Annotated in this window: 17 protein-coding genes; 10 read left to right on the top strand and 7 right to left on the bottom strand. The window is 47.6% G+C overall.

The features are described from left to right. Positions 1-156 precede the first annotated feature (156 nt). Genes ftsX through ftsY form a run of 3 tightly spaced genes read right to left on the bottom strand, consistent with a single transcriptional unit; the run spans position 157 to position 3211 of the window. Positions 157-1173, bottom strand: a complete 1017-nt coding sequence (gene ftsX, locus AC2T15_RS11650) for a permease-like cell division protein FtsX (protein ID WP_486778380.1) — start codon at positions 1171-1173, stop codon at positions 157-159. Continuing rightward, the gene (ftsE, locus tag AC2T15_RS11645) at positions 1173-1838 is read right to left on the bottom strand and encodes a cell division ATP-binding protein FtsE (protein ID WP_053106136.1); all 666 of its coding nucleotides are present in this window, start codon (positions 1836-1838) and stop codon (positions 1173-1175) included. Before ftsE ends, ftsX begins: the two co-directional genes overlap by 1 nt. After that, the gene (ftsY, locus tag AC2T15_RS11640) at positions 1835-3211 is read right to left on the bottom strand and encodes a signal recognition particle-docking protein FtsY (RefSeq protein ID WP_486778379.1); all 1377 of its coding nucleotides are present in this window, start codon (positions 3209-3211) and stop codon (positions 1835-1837) included. Before ftsY ends, ftsE begins: the two co-directional genes overlap by 4 nt. Before the next feature lie 213 nt (positions 3212-3424). Between ftsY and AC2T15_RS11635 the strand changes: the two genes are divergently transcribed. The 8 genes from AC2T15_RS11635 (at position 3425) to AC2T15_RS11600 (ending at position 11520) form a co-directional block, all read left to right on the top strand. Then, on the top strand, positions 3425-4783 hold the full coding sequence (locus AC2T15_RS11635; RefSeq protein ID WP_486778378.1) for a M16 family metallopeptidase: 1359 nt from the start codon (positions 3425-3427) through the stop codon (positions 4781-4783). Positions 4784-4791: 8 nt separating this feature from the next. Continuing rightward, positions 4792-6237, top strand: a complete 1446-nt coding sequence (locus tag AC2T15_RS11630; protein WP_486778377.1) for a M16 family metallopeptidase — start codon at positions 4792-4794, stop codon at positions 6235-6237. Next, positions 6237-6863: a 16S rRNA (guanine(966)-N(2))-methyltransferase RsmD gene (gene rsmD, locus AC2T15_RS11625; protein ID WP_486778376.1), complete on the top strand. Its 627-nt coding sequence runs from the start codon at positions 6237-6239 to the stop codon at positions 6861-6863. The genes AC2T15_RS11630 and rsmD overlap by 1 nt, the downstream gene beginning before the upstream one ends. Next, the gene (locus AC2T15_RS11620; RefSeq protein ID WP_486778375.1) at positions 6860-7309 is read left to right on the top strand and encodes a c-type cytochrome; all 450 of its coding nucleotides are present in this window, start codon (positions 6860-6862) and stop codon (positions 7307-7309) included. Before rsmD ends, AC2T15_RS11620 begins: the two co-directional genes overlap by 4 nt. 70 nt (positions 7310-7379) lie before the next feature. After that, on the top strand, positions 7380-8411 hold the full coding sequence (locus AC2T15_RS11615; protein WP_486778374.1) for an amidohydrolase family protein: 1032 nt from the start codon (positions 7380-7382) through the stop codon (positions 8409-8411). Between the two features lie 253 nt (positions 8412-8664). After that, entirely contained in the window at positions 8665-9666 is a 1002-nt protein-coding gene (locus AC2T15_RS11610; protein WP_486778373.1) for a DctP family TRAP transporter solute-binding subunit, read from the top strand. A gap of 52 nt (positions 9667-9718) precedes the next feature. Continuing rightward, the gene (locus tag AC2T15_RS11605; protein ID WP_486778372.1) at positions 9719-10219 is read left to right on the top strand and encodes a TRAP transporter small permease; all 501 of its coding nucleotides are present in this window, start codon (positions 9719-9721) and stop codon (positions 10217-10219) included. Next, positions 10216-11520, top strand: coding sequence for a TRAP transporter large permease (locus AC2T15_RS11600; RefSeq protein WP_486778371.1), 1305 nt, complete (start codon positions 10216-10218; stop codon positions 11518-11520). Before AC2T15_RS11605 ends, AC2T15_RS11600 begins: the two co-directional genes overlap by 4 nt. A 110-nt stretch (positions 11521-11630) precedes the next feature. On the opposite strand, the gene gcvH is transcribed toward AC2T15_RS11600, so the two are convergent. The 4 genes from gcvH to AC2T15_RS11580 all read right to left on the bottom strand — a co-directional run bounded on the left by gcvH (position 11631) and on the right by AC2T15_RS11580 (position 16266). Next, a complete protein-coding gene (gene gcvH / locus AC2T15_RS11595; RefSeq protein ID WP_053100736.1) occupies positions 11631-12008 on the bottom strand; it encodes a glycine cleavage system protein GcvH in 378 nt (125 codons plus the stop codon). A gap of 88 nt (positions 12009-12096) precedes the next feature. Then, positions 12097-13179 carry a glycine cleavage system aminomethyltransferase GcvT gene (gene gcvT / locus AC2T15_RS11590; protein ID WP_486778370.1) on the bottom strand — a complete coding sequence of 361 codons (1083 nt, stop codon included), beginning with the start codon at positions 13177-13179 and terminating at the stop codon, positions 12097-12099. A 187-nt stretch (positions 13180-13366) separates the two neighbouring features. After that, positions 13367-14983 (bottom strand): ABC transporter permease, encoded by a 1617-nt coding sequence (locus AC2T15_RS11585; protein ID WP_486779048.1) that lies wholly within the window; start codon positions 14981-14983, stop codon positions 13367-13369. A gap of 107 nt (positions 14984-15090) precedes the next feature. Next, positions 15091-16266, bottom strand: coding sequence for a benzoate/H(+) symporter BenE family transporter (locus AC2T15_RS11580; protein ID WP_486778369.1), 1176 nt, complete (start codon positions 16264-16266; stop codon positions 15091-15093). A gap of 107 nt (positions 16267-16373) precedes the next feature. On the opposite strand from AC2T15_RS11580, the gene AC2T15_RS11575 reads away from it, so the two are divergent. Together AC2T15_RS11575 and AC2T15_RS11570 are read left to right on the top strand one after the other, a co-directional pair. Further along, the gene (locus AC2T15_RS11575; RefSeq protein ID WP_486778368.1) at positions 16374-17435 is read left to right on the top strand and encodes a hypothetical protein; all 1062 of its coding nucleotides are present in this window, start codon (positions 16374-16376) and stop codon (positions 17433-17435) included. Between the two features lie 34 nt (positions 17436-17469). Next, positions 17470-17865, top strand: coding sequence for a hypothetical protein (locus AC2T15_RS11570; protein WP_486778367.1), 396 nt, complete (start codon positions 17470-17472; stop codon positions 17863-17865). Positions 17866-17896 lie beyond the last annotated feature (31 nt).

Below are 17896 nucleotides of genomic sequence, written 5' to 3'. Positions count from 1 at the left end.
TCAGATCCTCCAGTGATTACTGCAGCACGCAGTTTAGCATAACTTATTAGAAGTTATGCCTGTGGATAAGTTCCGTGTTTTGCAACTTATTTCAGAGTAAATCACTCAAGTATTAATTGTTTATTTACGCCTAGCAATAAGCAGTTTAGCCTGCCTTTATTGCGGGCGTAAGTCACGCAAGTGACGGGCTACAGCTAACCAAGAGCCTAGATAACCAAGCATAATAGCTAGCATCACTAATAAACCTGCATCAGTCCAACCAAGGCCTGGAAAGCTAAAATCACTGCCATACAGCTGAGCTAATTCAATCACAGGTTGGTTGAGCTTAGAAAAACCTAGGCGCAAAATTAACCACGCCAGTACTCCGCCAAATAAGCCATAAAAAGCTCCCATGTATAAAAATGGGCGGCGCACATAGCCATCAGTACCCCCTACCAGATTGATCACTTCGATCTCAGCACGGCGATTTTCAATATGCAAGCGGATGGTGTTACCAATAATCAGCAGCAAAGCTAATACCAGAAGTAACGCTAAGCCAAAAATAAAATGCTGACCTAAGCTTAAAATTGCACTTAAGCGTTCTACCCATGCCAGATCTAGCTGGGCAAGTTGCACGAGGGGCATGTCTTGCAACAGTTCAACTAGTTGAGCGAGGGCTTGTTTATCAAGAGCATGGGGCGTAACTAAAATGCTATCGGGTAAAGGGTTGCTGGGTAATTCTTTGAGGGCATCGCCCAGTCCTGCCAAATTTTGCAGTTCGGTTAAGGCTTGTTCACGACTAATAACTAAGGCTTCGGTGACACTAGGTAGTTGCTGGATATCTTGTAGCAATTGTTGGGTTTGTTGGTAGGTAATGTCTAAGTCTAAAAATAAAGAAATTTGCGCGGCTTTCTGCCAAGAGCCGCCTAACTCACTGATACCTTCGAGCAATAAAGCTAAACCGGTAGGCAGGCTAAGTGTAATAGCCATGACTAAACAGGTAAAAAAACTGCCAATCGGCTGCTTAATTAAGCGGCTGAAGCTATCGGCAATGCTGGCTTTATGGGTAATTAACCAAGCGCCCAGGCGTTGCCGAAAGCCTTGAGGGCCTTGGGCAGGTTCAAAGTGCTGCGCATGTTTGGCGGTGGCGCCAATCCGTACGCCTGGTTGATCAGGGGTGATTTGGCTGCTCATTATGCCTCTCCATCGCCAATAATACGGCCACGTTGTAAGGTCAGCATGCGATGCCGCATGCGGGCAATTAGAGCTAAGTCATGGCTGGCAATCACCACGGTAGTTCCTAGCTTATTAATATCTTCAAAAACACTCATGATTTCAGCTGCTAAGCGTGGATCAAGGTTTCCGGTTGGTTCATCAGCGAGCAATAATGCCGGTTGATGCACAATAGCCCGTGCAATCCCCACCCGTTGTTGCTGACCTGTGGATAAGTCTGCTGGTGCTTGCAAGGCCTTCTCTTTTAAGCTAACTCTTTCTAAAGCTAGGCTGACTCGTTGATTAATTTCTGCTTGGCTTAATCCTAGGATACGAAGCGGCAAGGCCACGTTATCAAACACACTGCGATCAAATAATAATTGGTGATTTTGAAACACCACGCCAATTTGGCGGCGTAAAAAAGGGATTTGAGATCGGGTGATTTGCCCTAAGTTTTGGCCAGCTAGCAATAACTTGCCGCTAGTGGGGCGTTCCATCGCGAGTAATAGGCGTAACATGGTGCTTTTACCTGCGCCTGAGTGCCCTGTCACAAACACGAACTCACCTTTGCGAACGCGAAAGGTCAGCTCGTGTAAGCCAATATGTCCATTGGGATATTTTTTCCCCACTTGCTCAAAGCGAATCATGACACCTCTTTTTCAGCGAATAGTGCCTGTACAAAGTCATCGGCGACAAAGTCGCGGAGGTCATCAATGCCCTCACCAACACCGATAAAGCGTACGGGAATCTCAAATTGTTTAGCGAGTCCGAAAATTACGCCCCCTTTGGCTGTGCCGTCTAGCTTGGTTAAGGCTAAGCCGGTGAGGGGGACCGCCTCATGGAATTGCTTGGTTTGATTGATGGCATTCTGGCCAGTTCCCGCATCCAGCACCAGTAAAACTTCATGGGGGGCACTGGCATCGAGTTTACCGATCACTCGGTGTACTTTGCGGAGCTCTTCCATTAGGTTGTCTTTGGTGTGTAAACGTCCGGCAGTGTCAGCAATCAGTACATCAGCGCCTCGGGCTTTGGCAGCTTGTACGGCGTCAAAAATAACCGAGGCAGAATCGGCACCAGTGTGCTGTGCAATGACCGGAATTTGGTTACGTTCGCCCCATACTTGTAATTGCTCAACCGCAGCCGCACGGAAGGTATCGCCAGCGGCTAACATCACCTTTTTGCCTTCTTTTTGTAGACGTGAAGCGAGTTTACCAATGGTGGTTGTTTTACCAACGCCATTTACCCCAACCACTAAAATCACATAGGGGTTAGCGGCTTGATTATCGATGACTAAAGGCTTGCTGACGGGCTGCAATAAGCTCGCCAGCTCTTGTTGCAGGGCTTTATATAAGGCTTCGCTGTCTGCGAGCTCTTTACGACTGACCCGTTGGGTTAGGTTTTGCATAATTGTGGTAGTTGCTTCAACCCCCACATCGGCCATCAGTAAACGTGTTTCTAGCTCATCGAGTAAATCATCATCAATAACCTTTTTGCCTAAAAATAGGCTGGCCATACCTTCGCCGATACTGGAGCTGGTTTTGGATAAACCGGCACGCAGGCGAGCAAACCAGCCTACTTTTTTAACTCCTGGCTTATCTTGGCCGGCCAGATTTTTATCAAGCTCTGGGGTTTCAGGGCTTGACTCAGAGGCGGCCACCGCCGGCACACTGATTGGCTCTGGCTCTGGCTCTGGCTCTGGCTCTGGCTCTGGCTCTGGCTCTGGCTCTGGCTCTGGCTCTGGCTCTGGCTCTGGCTCTGGCTCTGGCTCTGGCTCTGGCTCTGGCTCTGGCTCTGGCTCTGGCTCTGGCTCTGGCTCTGGCTCTGGCTCTAGGCGCTGTTCAGTTAAGATAGGTGCTACTTCTGTTGGTGCAGGGTCAGGCACTAACTCTGCTTTGTCTGCAGCAACAGAGTTTTCTTGCGCCTCATTGGATTTGATATGATCGGCTTCAGGAGCAACTTCAGGCTTCTTTTTGGAGAATAAACTTCTAAACCAACCTTTTTTTTCAGGCTTTTTTTCCACGTGAATAAGCTCCTAAATTAAAGCAAAGTAACTGAGCAAGCGGTAAGTAGAGGCTGGAACTAAGCGTAAGTTTACGTTATCTCAAGCTGCTATTGCGTAGTTGGATGAAAAACTGCGTGCTTCAGTCATAATCAATCGTCTGTAAGGCGGCTATGTTAGCATTTTCTAAGGCTTGAACGCTAAAGCAAAACCCTGAACGCATAAGGATTATCCATGAAAAAAGTGTTTCGACAGCTGCAGCTTGCGGTTCTAACGCTCTGTAGTTTTAGTTGGCCATTAATGGTCAGCGCAGCGACTAGTCAACCAACCCATGAGTTTGCCCTAGACAATGGGCTCAAAGTGATAGTGCGCGAAGATCATCGAGCGCCAGTAGTGGTAAGCCAGCTATGGTACAAGGTGGGCTCTAGTTATGAAACTCCCGGCAGCACCGGTTTGGCCCATGCCTTAGAGCACATGATGTTTAAGGGCAGTGCTAAGCTTGGGCCGGGTGAGTCATCGAGTATTTTGCGTGAGATCGGAGCTGAAGAAAATGCCTTTACCAGCGATGATTACACAGCTTATTACCAGGTGTTAGCGAGTGATCGTTTAGAGATTGCCCTTGAACTAGAAGCTGATCGTTTAGCCAGTTTAACATTGCCAGAGGATGAGTTTGTACGCGAGATTGAGGTAGTCAAAGAAGAGCGGCGAATGCGTACTGATGATCGGCCGTTATCCTTAGCTTATGAGCGTTTTAAAGCTTTAGCTTATCCCGCCAGTGGCTACAGTATTCCGACGATTGGTTGGATGCATGACTTAAACCGGATGACCATTGCTGATATGCGCGATTGGCATGACCGTTGGTATGCGCCCAACAATGCCACCTTGGTGATTGTTGGTGATGTGCAGCTAGCAGAAGTTAAGCGTTTAGTGACTAAGCATTTTGCAGCGATTCCGGCACGGGAGATTCCACCGGCTAAATTACCCTTAGAGTTAGATGAGCCTGGCGAGCGCCGTTTGACGTTACAGCTTAAAACCCAGTTACCCAACTTACTGATGGGCTTTAACGTGCCCAGTTTGGCCACCGCCAAAGATGCTAAACAAGCCCATGCTCTGCGCTTATTAGCTGCGCTACTAGATGGCGGCAGCAGTGCACGTTTGGCCACAGAGTTAGAGCGTAAACAGCAATTAGTGGCTGGCGCGGCGGCCTGGTATAACCCTTTTACTCGTGGCAGTAGTTTATTTACGCTATCGGGCACACCTAATACCCAGAAGGGGGTTACTTTGGAGCAACTAGAGCAGGGATTCTGGCAACAGCTGCAGCGTCTACAAACAACGCCGCCCAGTGCTGAAGAATTAGCTCGAGTAAGAGCTCAGGTGATTGCCAGTGAAGTATTTGAGCGTGATTCAATTACGAGTCAGGCCACGACCATTGGCCAGCTAGAAACAGTGGGGTTGTCATGGCGTTTGATGGATCAAGATTTGGCTGCGTTAGAGCAAGTCACCCCAGCAGATATTCAGCAAGCAGCTAAACAATTCTTTAAACCCTCACGCATGGTCGTGGCGTATGTTTATCCACAGGAGGCAGCACAGTGAAGGGGAAAATGTTACTCGCAATGCTCAGTATGAGTGTCATGCTCAGCGGCTGTCAGCATACCGCATCAAGCGAAGCTCAGAGTTCGACCATGAGCCGTAATAGCGCGATTAAAAGCTTGGCGTTGTTGGAGCAGCCCGCTGCCCAGCCGCGGGAGTTAGCAATTGAACAATGGACCACTCGTTCAGGCAGTCGCGTGCTATTTATGGTGGCGCCAGAGTTACCGATGGTTGATTTACGCCTGACATTCGCTGCTGGAAGTAGTAAAGATGGTGCTCAGTATGGATTGGCCGCAATGACCAGTGCCATGCTGGATGAGGGGACACAAAGCAAAAGCGTTGATCAAATTGCTGCCGGCTTTGAGGATTTGGGAGCCAGTTTCAGTAAAGGGGCTTATCGCGATATGGCGGTTTTGAGCTTGCGCAGCTTAAGTCAGCCCAGTATCAGGCAGCCGGCTTTGGATTTGTTTACCGAGGTTTTAAGTAAACCAAGTTTTCCACAGGCTGAGTTGCAGCGTTTAAAGAATCAAATGCAGGCCAACTTTGATTATCAAAAGCAAAATCCTGGGGCTTTAGCCAGTAAGGCACTGTATCAAAAACTCTATGCTGATCATCCCTATGGGCACCCCAGTGAAGGTACTGAGCAAAGTGTGGCCGCTTTGACACGCCAACAGTTACAACAATTTCACCAGCAGTTTTATAGCGCAAAAAACTTACAGATTGCCTTGGTGGGCGATTTAACCCGCGCCGAAGCAGAGGCCATTGCCGAGCAAGTATCCAGTGCCTTGCCAGTGGGGCGCGCTGCAGAAAAAACGGCATCTGCGATAAAACCTGTGGCGAGTAAAACAGAAATCACTTATCCCTCCAGTCAAACCCATATTTTAATGGCACAACTTGGCATTGAACGCGGACATCCAGATTATGCAGCCTTATATGTGGGGAATCAGATTTTAGGTGGCGGTGGATTTGGTTCTCGGCTAATGGAAGAGGTGCGTGAAAAGCGTGGGCTGACCTATGGCATTTACTCGGGCTTTACTCCGATGCAAGCAGCAGGACCTTTTTTAATTAACGTGCAAACTCGTGCTGAATTAAGTGAGGCGACACAAACACTGGTGCAAAAAATAGTGCAAACGTTTGTTCAGGATGGGCCTACTGAACAAGAACTGGCGGACGCTAAGCAAGAGATTGTAGGCAGTTTTCCCCTCACTGCAGCTAATAATGCAGCCGTGGTAGGGCAGTTGGGAGCCATTGGTTTTTATGATTTACCTCTAACCTGGTTGCAAGACTTTACCCAAGAGGTACAAGCATTGACCGTAGAACAGGTGACCGAGGCAATGCAGCGTCATTTACAACCAGAGCAGTGGGTGATTGTTACTGCAGGTCCTAAGGTGGCGCAACAACCATTACCACCAGCGGTTGAGCGTGCTTCATCAACTACTAGTGAGCGTCAGCACTGATGGCGCGGACAATAAAACCAGCCGGCAAAGCTAAAACGAATGGCTTTGCGGGGACTGGACAGTTAAGAATTATTGGCGGGCAATGGCGTTCACGGCGTTTAACTTTTCCTGATGCACCGGGTTTAAGACCCACCCCCGATCGGGTGCGGGAAACGCTGTATAACTGGCTGGCGCCTTATATTGAAGGTGCACGTTTACTTGATCCTTTTGTGGGCAGTGGCGCGTTATTTCTTGAGGGGCTTTCTCGTGGGGCTGCCAGTGGTCTAGCCTTTGATTTGCATCCGCCAGCGGTGACTAATGTGCAGCAAAACTTACAGGTTTTAGGTTGCACCCAGGCTGCCGTTCGCCTAGGGAATGCATTACAATTGCTGCAGCAGTCACCTGCGCAGCCGTTTGATATTGTGCTGCTAGATCCGCCATTTCATCAAAACCTGTTGGCTGATGCCTGTCATTTACTAGAACAGCAGCAATGGTTAACGGCTGCTGCTTGGGTGTATACCGAAAGTGAGCAAGCGCCTTCGCAAGCAGGGCTGCCGAGCCACTGGCGCTTACATCGAGAAAAACATACAGGACAAGTTTATTACGCACTTTGGCAACGTCAGCCAATAGATGGGGAGCAATCATGAAGTTAAAGTTAGGGCTATTGGCTCTTAGCGTATCGGCGTTAGTCGCCTGCGATAGTGGCATTGACCCGAACTCGCCGGTTGGTAAGCGTAAAGCGATTTTCAAAGAAATGTTGAATGTCAGTGAAAACTTAGGGGGGATGTTACGCGGCCGAGTTCCCTACGATGAAGCGCTGTTTATTGAGCAAGCTGCGCATTTAGACCAGCTTGGACGCACGCCTTGGCAGTACTTTCCCGAATTGCCTGAAGCGGATAAAAGCTCAGCTAAAGCCGATGTTTGGGAGCAGCAAGAAAAGTTTAAACAGCTGGCGCGTGAAATGGAACAGGCCACTGCGAACTTAGTCGCATCAACCCAAGCCACGCCTATTATCAGCAGTGCGTTAAAGCAACGGATGCAAGCGGTAGAAGATAGCTGCGAATCTTGCCATCAGGCATTCCGCGCTTACTAAGTCGCTATTCAAGGCCAACTTTTACGGCAATTAATGGTCACCTCTACTTCAGAAATCAGTAGGAGTGACCATGCGCAAATCGAGTCTAAGTACCCTAGTTTTAACCTGTAGCTTGTTATTAAGCGGCCAAAGCTGGGCCCGAGACTATCAATTTACCGATGCTCATTTGCATTATCTCGATTTTTTTCAAGAAACCGAGGGTATGGCCAAATTATTTAGCGCCATGGATCAAGCCAAGGTGCAGCAAGCAATGTTATCGGGCATTCCAGTTGCTAAAAAGTGGGATGAGGATGAGCCCAAACAGCCGCGTTACTATGCTGGCGATGATGGCGATGTGTATTGGTACAGTGCTACTGATTTTATCCTAGCCGAAGCGATCCAGCAGTTGCCGCCTAAGCAACAACAGCGGTTACATCCTTTTTTATCAGGCTTTAATCCTAGCGATAAAAATGCTGCTCAGCATATTCGTAATTTACTAGATACTCATTCTAAGTTTTGGCAAGGCATTGGCGAGGTATTTTTACGCCATGATGATGTGACTGCACTGACCCTTGGGCGTACCCCACGGGCCAATAATGAGGCCATGTATAAAGTGTATCGAGTGGCTGAAGAGTATGATCTGCCTGTGTTGTTGCACTCCAATATCACCTCTAAGCGAGAGCCAGAACCTATTTATTTAACGGAAATGGAACAAGTCTTAAAGGATCATCCACGAGTACGTTTTATTTGGGCTCATGCAGGTACGAGCTTAGAGATTCATCGACGTCAACAACAGCTAGAGTTTTTGCCTGAAACCTTAAGTAAGCTGTTAGCTAACTATCCAAATCTTACCTTGGATCTGTCGTGGAGCTTGGTTGACCCTTATTTAATTGATCAGTCAACAGGGTTGCCTAATGAACAGTGGGTACAGCTAGTTGAGCAATACCCTGAGCGCTTTGTGCTGGGCAGCGATTTGGTGGGTAAGTTTGGCAGCCTAGAGAAAACCCTTGCGAGTTTTACCCCCTTTCTTGATGCCTTAAGCGAAGAAACTGCGCAGAAAGTAGCGACTGATAACTTTTTAAACTTATTGCCGCAGTGGGTCAGTCAAGCAAAAAAACACTAAAAACAGGGTAATTATTTGCAAATGGCGATTAACTATCGCCATTTATCATCGTTTAAACAGCTAAAAACGCTAAATATAAAAAGCTTGCTAATAATATTAGCAATAACTATTGGGTTTGCTGGGCTAAAATAGTGAGCTTAAGCGAGCTGTTTTCATTCGCTCATCTCTTCTGTTTAGCACACACGTTTGCCTAAGGCTGTTAATAAAGGGGCAACGTGCACCAATAATTATTAAATGTTTTGAGGTTTATTACATGAAGTTAAAGAACCTGTTCTTAGCTGGCTTAGCGACTGTGGCAATGGGTGCAGCGACGAGCTTTGCTGAAGTCAAAGAGTATTCAGTATCGACCGTACTCTCAGATGCCTATCCTTGGGGGCAGGCTGCGGTGAAGTGGGCGGAGCTGGTTGAAGAGCGTTCAGAAGGTAAGATCAAACTTAAAATTTACCCCAATGCGCAACTGGTGTCTGGTGACCAAACTCGTGAGTTTTCTGCGATGCGTAGCGGCCTGATTGATATGGCTGTCGGTTCTACCATTAACTGGTCAACGCAGGTGCCTGAACTTAACTTGTTCTCTTTACCTTTTTTAATGCCTGATGATGCAGCGGTTGATGCAATTACTCAAGGTGAAGCGGGTAAACAAGTATTTGCCGCGATTGAAAAGCGTGGCGTGATGCCATTGGCGTGGGGAGAAAATGGTTTTCGGGAAATTTCTAACTCGCGTAAACCCATTACGCAGCCAGAAGACCTCAAAGGTTTAAAGATTCGAGTAGTAGGTTCGCCTTTATTTTTAGATACCTTTAATGCACTAGGCGCTAATCCAACGCAAATGAGCTGGACCGATGCTCAACCAGCATTAACCACTGGTGCCGTTGATGGTCAAGAAAACCCATTATCGGTGTTTGATGCAGCCCGCGCAGATCGTGCCAGTCAGAGCCATTTAACTCTGTGGCACTATATGAATGACCCACTAATTTTTGGTGTTAACCAACGTCTATGGCGTACGTTATCCAAAGAAGATCAGCAGTTACTGACTGAAACCGCGATTGAAGCGGGTCAGTGGGAGGTGAAAAAATCACGGGCTGAATTAACCGATACCTTGGCGCGCATTCGTGAGCGTGATGTAGAGATTACCGAGCTGAGCGAAGAACAACGGGCAGCTTTTGTTGAGGCAACCCAGAGCGTATACAAAAAGTGGACCTCAAAAATTGGTGCTGACCTAGTTGAAAAAGCACAGTCAGCGATCCAAAACCGTTAATTTATTCTGCCCGTAATACCTAGCCCTACTCAGGGCTAGGTCAGAGAGTGTTATGTCTAAGCCTAAAGCACGTTTTGAGTCTTGGTTAGGTGTTGCCGCCTTAGCTGGAATCTGTTTGATCAGTTTAGGTAACGTTATTGTGCGTTATACCACCAATGCTTCTTTTGCCTTTACTGAAGAATTTTCTGTGGTGTTTATGGTGATTTTAGCCTTTGCTGGCGCTGCAGTGGCCGCGCGTAGCAATGAGCATATCCGAATTACCCTACTTGAAGAAAAGCTCAGCCCACGTTTACGGCCCATGTTATATGTGGCGCAGTGGCTGGGTGGTTTAGTCGTTTTAGGATTGATTATTTGGTATGGCGGGGTGTTGACCTATGAGGAATACGAGTGGGAGTCGACCTCTGCTGGATTGGGCTATCCCACCTGGATTTACCAGATTTGGCTACCTTTTTTGAGCCTATTTATTGTCTGGCGCAGCACCCAAAACTTAGTGGAAAGGATTCGTGATAACCGTTTAACCCCTGCTAGCACAACTGAGGAAAAATCAGCATGAGTCCTGATGTGTGGATGCTGATTATCTTCGGCATTTGTTTATTGATTGGTATGCCGGTGGCCTTTGCCTTAGGTTTAGGCGGCGCCGCTGGAATTGTTTTAGGATTATCGCCAGATATGCTGGCGACCTTAGGTAGCAATACCTATAACAGCATTGCTAAATACCCCCTGATCGCGATTCCGCTGTTTATTTTAACCGGCATTATTTTTGAGCGGGCAGGAGTGGCAGCCAGCTTAGTTAAGTTCGCCCAGTCCTTAATTGGGCGGCGCCATGGTGGATTAGCCTTAGTGGCAGTTTTAGTCTGCTTAATTATGGGTGGCATGAGTGGCTCCGGCCCAGCCGATGCGGCCGCGGTAGCGATGGTGATGTTGCCCAGTATGACTAAAGCAGGTTATCCACGACCTTTTTCGGCATCTTTGATTGCTGCGGCTTCATCGACGGCGATTCTGATTCCACCGTCGATTGCGCTGATCTTATATTCAGTGATGATGCCAGGCGTTGATTTACGGGCATTATTTGCAGCGGGATTATTTCCGGGGATTTTGGCCGGTTGTTCACTCTTAGTGCCAGCATACTTTTTAGCCAAGAAAAATAACTGGGAAAATCCACAAGAGGATGAGGAGCAACGTCCCTCGATTCGTAAAAGCTTTATTGAAGCACTGCCGGCGTTATTTGCTCCGGTATTAATTTTGGGTGGCTTACGTTCTGGATTGTTTACTCCAACTGAAGCGGCTGTGGTTGCGGTGACCTATGGTCTGCTGATTGGGAGTTTAGTCTATCGCCAGCTGACCTGGTCTGGGTTAGTGGATATGTTTGTCGAAGCCACCAAAATCTCAGGCATTGTGTTGTTAATTATCTCTTTAGCCGGAATTTTTGCTTGGGCAGGCACTACCTTAGGCACTTTCACCAGTCTTGCCGAAGCTATGTTGTCGATTTCAGATAACCCAATTACCTTATTATTATTAGTCATGCTGCTGGTGTTATTGGCCGGCATGTTGTTGGATGCGGTGTCTATCTATCTGATTTTAACCCCAGTATTGGTGCCACTGATTCAACACTTTGGCTGGAATCCTGTGTGGTTTGGGATCTTACTGGCAATGAATATTGCGATTGGTCAGTTTACGCCACCGGTGGCGGTCAACCTGATGGTGACCACTAAGGTGGCCGATATTCGCTTAGAACACACCTTTGGCTGGGCCATGCTATTTATGGTAACTATGTTTAGTGCCTTGCTTTTAGTTATGATTTTCCCGGAAATTGCGCTCTGGTTGCCGCGTTATCTTGGCTTTGCGCTGGACTAATACAGGCTGTACTGCCCCTGATTGGCTAGGGGCAGTGATTGGGGAAGCGAGGCTTGCTTGTGCAAGATTGTAAATAGCGTTAAGCCTGGCACCCTCGAAGAGGCAGGAAACTAGACGCTGGCTTGATAACCGGCGGCATCAAGCAGCAGGTCTAGCTCTTTTACGTCTGTAGGCTGTAGTTTGTAAAACCAGCTGTCGTAAGGATGACTATTAATGCCTTCTGGGGCCTCTGTGAGGGTATCATTCACCTCGATGACGGTACCGCTGATAGGGGCATAAATATCTGACGCGGCTTTTACTGACTCCACAATGCCGGCTTGTTGACCACGCTCTAAGCGACTATTAAGTGCTGGCAGTTCTAGGTAAACAATGTCTCCTAGAGCTTCTTGGGCATGATCAGTAATCCCGACAGAAACCGTACCGTCTGCATTTAATAGTGCCCATTCATGGCTGGTGGCATAGCGCAGGTGATCAGGGGTGTTATTCATATTATGAGTTCCTCAGCAGCTGGACAGGCTAATCAGTGATGGTCGATAAGCATTCGATGATTAATAACATAGCATCGAATGCTGAGAGTTAAATAAGAATTTCGCCGTGTTTTACAAAGCAGGGTTTAACTACCCGTACCGGATGCCATTTATTACGAATTTCAACTTCGCCACGCTCATCTGCACAGGCTGCCACCCTAGCTAAGGCAATGGCTTTACCTAAGGTGGGGGAAAAGCTACCACTGGTAATGATGCCATCGGGGTAACCGCTAATTCGCACCGGTTGTTGGGCCCGTAAGACGCCGCGTTCTTCTAAGACCAAGCCCACCATACGATCCAAATTACCAGCCGCTTGTTGGGCTTGTAAGGCGGCCTTGCCAATAAATTGGCGTTGCTGATCAGCAAAGCATACGCGTGAAGCAAGGCCACAAACTAATGGCGTGGTGCTTTCATCCATGTCATTACCTTGTAAGCAAAATCCTGCCTCTAGGCGTAGCGTGTCGCGGGCGCCTAAGCCGATTGGCGCAATGCCAGCACCCACAATTTCATTAAATAACGCGACTGCTTGTTCATGGGGCAGAATAATTTCAATGCCTTCTTCGCCAGTATAACCGGTGCGCGAAAAGAACCACTGCTCTTCAAAAAAGCTACAGTTAGCGTCTAATTGCTGCAACTGAGCCATACGGCTAGAGCTAAAAATACGGGCAAGATGTTCAAAGGTCTGCGGGCCTTGGATCGCTAACACACACAAATCACGGTGAAAATTTAGCTCAACTGCCAGCGACTGGGCGTGGTTTTGCAGCCAATCTTGCACCCGATCTCGAGTAGCGGCATTGGTTAGACAGCGAAAGCCGTTAGCACTTTTAAATACCAGCACTTCATCAATAATTCCGCCTTGTTCATTGAGTAGGGCGCTGTAGTGACCATTGCCGACGGTTGCTAGTTGAGCAACATCATTGCACAGTACAGTGCGTAGTAGGGTGCTGGCATCGGCACCTGTAATATCGGTAACCGCCACATGGGAGATATCAAAAACACCACAATCATTACGAACTTGATGGTGTTCTTCAACTTGAGAACCGTAATGTAGCGGCATATCCCAACCGCGAAAATCAACCATCTTGGCACCTAAAGCCAGATGTATGTCATACATTGGAGTGCGCAATCCCATAGGATCTCCTCACAGGCTAACGAGCGTTAGCTTGGACTAGGCAGCAAGGACGCAGCTTGCTGAAAAACGTAAACCACCGCAGATAAGTTGTCGGTGATGCTACAAAAACGCTAATAAAATAAACGATTTTTAACTAAAAAGCAGATTAGAACTGTCTCAGGCTGTGAATTATACCTAGCTTAAACAATTAATAAGTCGTTTTGGCGGATCGTCTAATGAGCAAAATAACCGGCAGTAGGCCAACCAATACTAAGGTGAGTGCGGGTAATGAAGCTCGGGCCCATTCGCCTTCACTGGTCATTTCAAAAATACGTACGGCTAAGGTATCCCAGCCAAAGGGACGCATAATTAAAGTCGCTGGCATTTCTTTAAGCACATCCACAAACACCAATAAAGCGGCAGTTAAAGTACCTGGCAGCAATAATGGCAGATACACGCGACGAAATAAGCCACTGCCGCTAACACCTAAGCTGCGCGCTGCTTCTGGCAGTGAGGGCTTGATTCGAGCTAAAGCAGTTTCGAGTGGGCCAAAAGCGACCGCCATAAAACGTATCACATAGGCTAATAATAAGGCACCTAAACTACCGAGCAGCAGTGGTTTACCAGCTCCACCGAGCCACTTGGAAAGTGGTACTATCCACTCATTATCTAGGTAACTAAAAGCCAGCATGATCGCGACCGCTAACACTGAGCCGGGCAGAGCATAGCCGAGATTAGCTAAACCAACAGTGGCGCGGTTAAAGCGATTAGCTGCTAAGCGCTTAGCAAAGGCCAGCAATAAAGCGCCGCTGACTGTGAGTGCTGCGGCAGCTAAGCCTAGGTATAGGGTATGGGTAATTAAGGCAGCGTAGCGCTCATCTAGATCAAAACGTCCTCGCTGCCAGAGCCAAGCCAGTAGCTGTAACACTGGTATTACAAAGGCACAGGCAAAGACTAACAGGCACCAACAGCTGGCTGCCCAGGCTTTCCAGCCACGTAAACGATATAAGGCTGTGCGCCGAGCTCGTTCATTAGCAGGGCGGATCGCGCCTCTGGCTTTGTGCTCGGCAAAAATGAGTAAAGCAACAAATAACAGCAACAAACTAGCGAGTTGGGTCGCGCTGGATAGACTAAAAAAGCCATACCAGGTTTTGTAAATTGCGGTGGTAAAGGTATCAAAATTAAATACGGATACCGCGCCAAAATCGGCTAAGGACTCCATTAATGCTAAGGCGACACCGGCGCCAATCGCTGGCCGTGCCACCGGTAGCGCTACCCGCCAAAAAGCTTGCCAAGGAGAGCAGCCGAGTACTCGCGAGGCTTCCATTAAGCCTTTGCCTTGGACCATAAAGGCTGTGCGGGCGAGTAGGTAAACATAGGGATAAAACACTAGGACAAATACGGTAATCACCCCGCCCGTTGAGCGAATGCGAGGAAAGTTGAGATTTAACTCTAAGGTGTTACGTAAGAAACTTTGTACTGGCCCTGAAAAATCCAACAGTCCTACAAATACAAAGGCCAGCACATAAGCGGGAATTGCAAACGGCAACATTAAAGCCCAGTCTAACCATTTGCGGCCAGGAAATTCACACAAACTGGTCAGCCAAGCCAAGCTCACGCCTAATAGGGTAACGCCTAGTCCCACGCCTAACATCAGGGTGGCAGTATTGCCGAGCAGGCGAAGCATTTGGGTATCCCATAGGTGCGTCCAAATTTCAGTGTCAACCTGATGCCAGCTAAGCAGCAGAACAGTAATGGGCAGTAACACTAAAATGGCAAAAAAACTGGTAATAGGATACCAGCGGCGTTGAGCAGGATGAGCCACAGCAACCTCGGGATCAGGATTCAATAAAGCTGCCAGCGAGAGGTGCGCTAGCACGAGTGACACAGTATAACGGGCAGCGGCTTAGGTTACAGCAGTCAATGTAAATGTTAATCTTTTGCTTTAAGCCAGATCAAAGTAATCACTCCCGCGATTAACCCCCAAAAGGCGGCGCCGATGCCAAATAAGGTGATCCCTGAGGCAGTGAGTAAAAAAGTAACGGCTGCCGCTTCGCGTTGATGTGGCTGCTGTAAGGCAGCAACTAAGCCATTAGCAATGGTATTGAGCAGTGCTAAGCCGGCAATCACCATCACCAGTACTTTAGGTAAGGCAGCGAAAAGTCCAGCCACCGTGCCGCCTAAAATGCCGAGAGCTAAATAAAATAAGCCAGCAAATACGCCGGCCATATAACGTTTGCTAGGGTCATCGTGGGCTTCTTGGCTGGTGCAAACTGCAGCACTAATAGCGGCTAAGTTAAGAGCATAAGCACCAAAGGGCGCTAGTAATAGATTGCTTAAGCCGGTCCAGCTTACAATCGCTGAAACCGGTGGGCGATAGCCGGCAGACTGCAGCACTGCAACTCCTGGTAAGTTTTGCGAGGCCATAGTGACGATAAAGAGCGGTAATCCCACGCTTAATAAACTGGCCCAGTGTAGCTCAGGCGTTATCCATTCCGGCTTGCCCCAGGTGAGAGTTAATTGCGCTAGCTGCACTTGTTGTTGCGCGGCAGCGAGTACAACTCCGAGCACTAAACTTAACGCAATGGCGTAGCGCGGCAGGTAGCGTTTACTGATTAAGTAGGTCGCCATCATGGCCAACGGAAGCAGGAGTTGTTGCTCAAGACTGATAAATAAGTTGAGGCCAAATTGCAGTAAAATTCCAGCGAGCATCGCTGCCGCCAGTGACGCCGGAATCTTATGCATTAAGCGTGCAAATAACCCCGTAACGCCGCAAAGGGTAATTAGCAATGCAGAAAACAAAAATGCCCCAATGGCTTGCGGCATACTGAGGCCAGGCAGGCTAGTGACCAACAGCGCCGCACCTGGTGTTGACCAAGCGGTGATAATGGGCATTTTGTAACGCCAAGATAAGCCAAGGGTCGTCAGCCCCATGCTAATGCCTAAGGCCCACATCCACGAACTAATTTGGCTGCTACTGGCACCCGCCGCTTCCGCCGCCTGAAACACAATCACCGCCGCGCTGCTATAACCGGTTAGCACCGCAATAAACCCAGCCACTAGGCTAGAAAAGCTAAAGTCTTGTTGGAGGCGGCGAATAAAAGACATGATGTACACTGACCGAACAATTAAAGTCAGTGTTTATAACAAATTTACTACGTTAACTGCGACAGGCTTTTCGTTTGTTTGGATTTAACTTAAAAGGAAATTAAGGAATGTATCGATGGATGAGCAGGCTGCTATTAGTTAGCTATTTAGTCGTTAGCTTGCCTTTTCTCAGTAAAGCTTTGGATGCCGCGAGTATTTTTTGCTTTGATCAAGATAGTCTGCACTTAACCGCATTTGAGCTAAGTAAAGTGAGTCCAGAAACCTATACCCAAGCGATTTTAGCAGCACTTGAACAAGAAGATGTTGAGTTAGCCAATTCACTGTTTGAGTTAGCCCAGCAGCAAGCAGTTAGATTAAGTAATCAGTCGCAGCTTGAGCTTAAACTGGCGCAAGCTAACTCTTGGTGGGCAGCTACACAGCGAACAAGCAGTGAGCTATGGCGCGGTTTTTGGTTAGGTGAGGTGCACTCTGCTAATAGCTTGGCGGCCAGCACTGTGAGTGACTTTTTATTGATAGGTGATGTGCGTGATTTAGGCCGTGAGTTAGCTAATTGGCCAGATTCTGATCAATTGGTACTAGGATTATCAGCCGTAGGTATTGGCTTATCTGTTGGAACTGTTGTTAGTGGTGGCAGCAGTGCAATTGCCGCAGCAGGGGCTTCTAGTATTAAAGCAGCTAAAAAAGCAGGAAAGCTGAATAAGAAACTAATGCAGCAATTAACCCGTATGGGTGAAAATAGTATCAACCCAGCTGCAGTGCAGGCGATAAAGCAACAGTGGCAACAACTCAAGCTTACCCAGTTGAATACGGCGAGCTTCAAAGAGTTAAAAGCCCCTTTGGGCCAGCTAGTTCAACCACAAGTAGTTAAGCACTTTAAAAAAGTGAGCAACAATATCGGTACGATCAGTACGCACAGTGGTTTGCGCGGCATGCTGGAAACTTTAAATAGAGCTGAATCGGTAGCACAAGTCAGTCGTTTAGCTAAAATTTCGCAAAAGTTTAAACAAGGTTATGTAGGAGCGCTGAAATTATTACCTCGATTAGGTAAAAAACTGGCTTGGTTATCTGGCGTTATGTTGGAGTTAGTGGCCAGCCTGCTCAATGCTTTGCTGTGGAGCGTACTGCTGTTGTGGAATATGTTTAAATTAGGACGCCATGTTTTTAGGTAGTGTAAGACAGGTTAGATTAACAAGGAGCAATAGAATGAAACAGTTAACCTTGGCTTTAGGGTTAGCCGTCATTGGCTTAAGTGCACCAGTATTGGCTGCAGATAAAATACCCAGTCAGTTTCATGGCTTTTGGGAAAAAGCAGAAATGTGTGAAACAGCTATGGAGATAGGTGTTCCAGATACAGGGGCAATTATTGATAGTGATAGCATCAGTGGCTACGAAGCCAGTTGTTCTGTCGAAAAAGTTACCCAAGTTGGCGTGAATGAAGTTACTGTGAATTTAATGTGCTCTGAAGCAGAGGGAGAATATAAAAGAACAGATAACTTAAAGCTTTATGATGGACAGTTTTTAGTTATTACTTACGAAAATTATGAACCAGGTTCGCGATTAGTCCGCTGCGATAAAGAGACTGTAATTAAATCTGTGTAACTGTTTATCATTGACCCCTAACGGGAAGGAT

Source organism: Thiopseudomonas sp. SA1F2-1K, from assembly GCF_057443035.1.
This window is presented reverse-complemented; position numbering and strand designations above follow the sequence as displayed.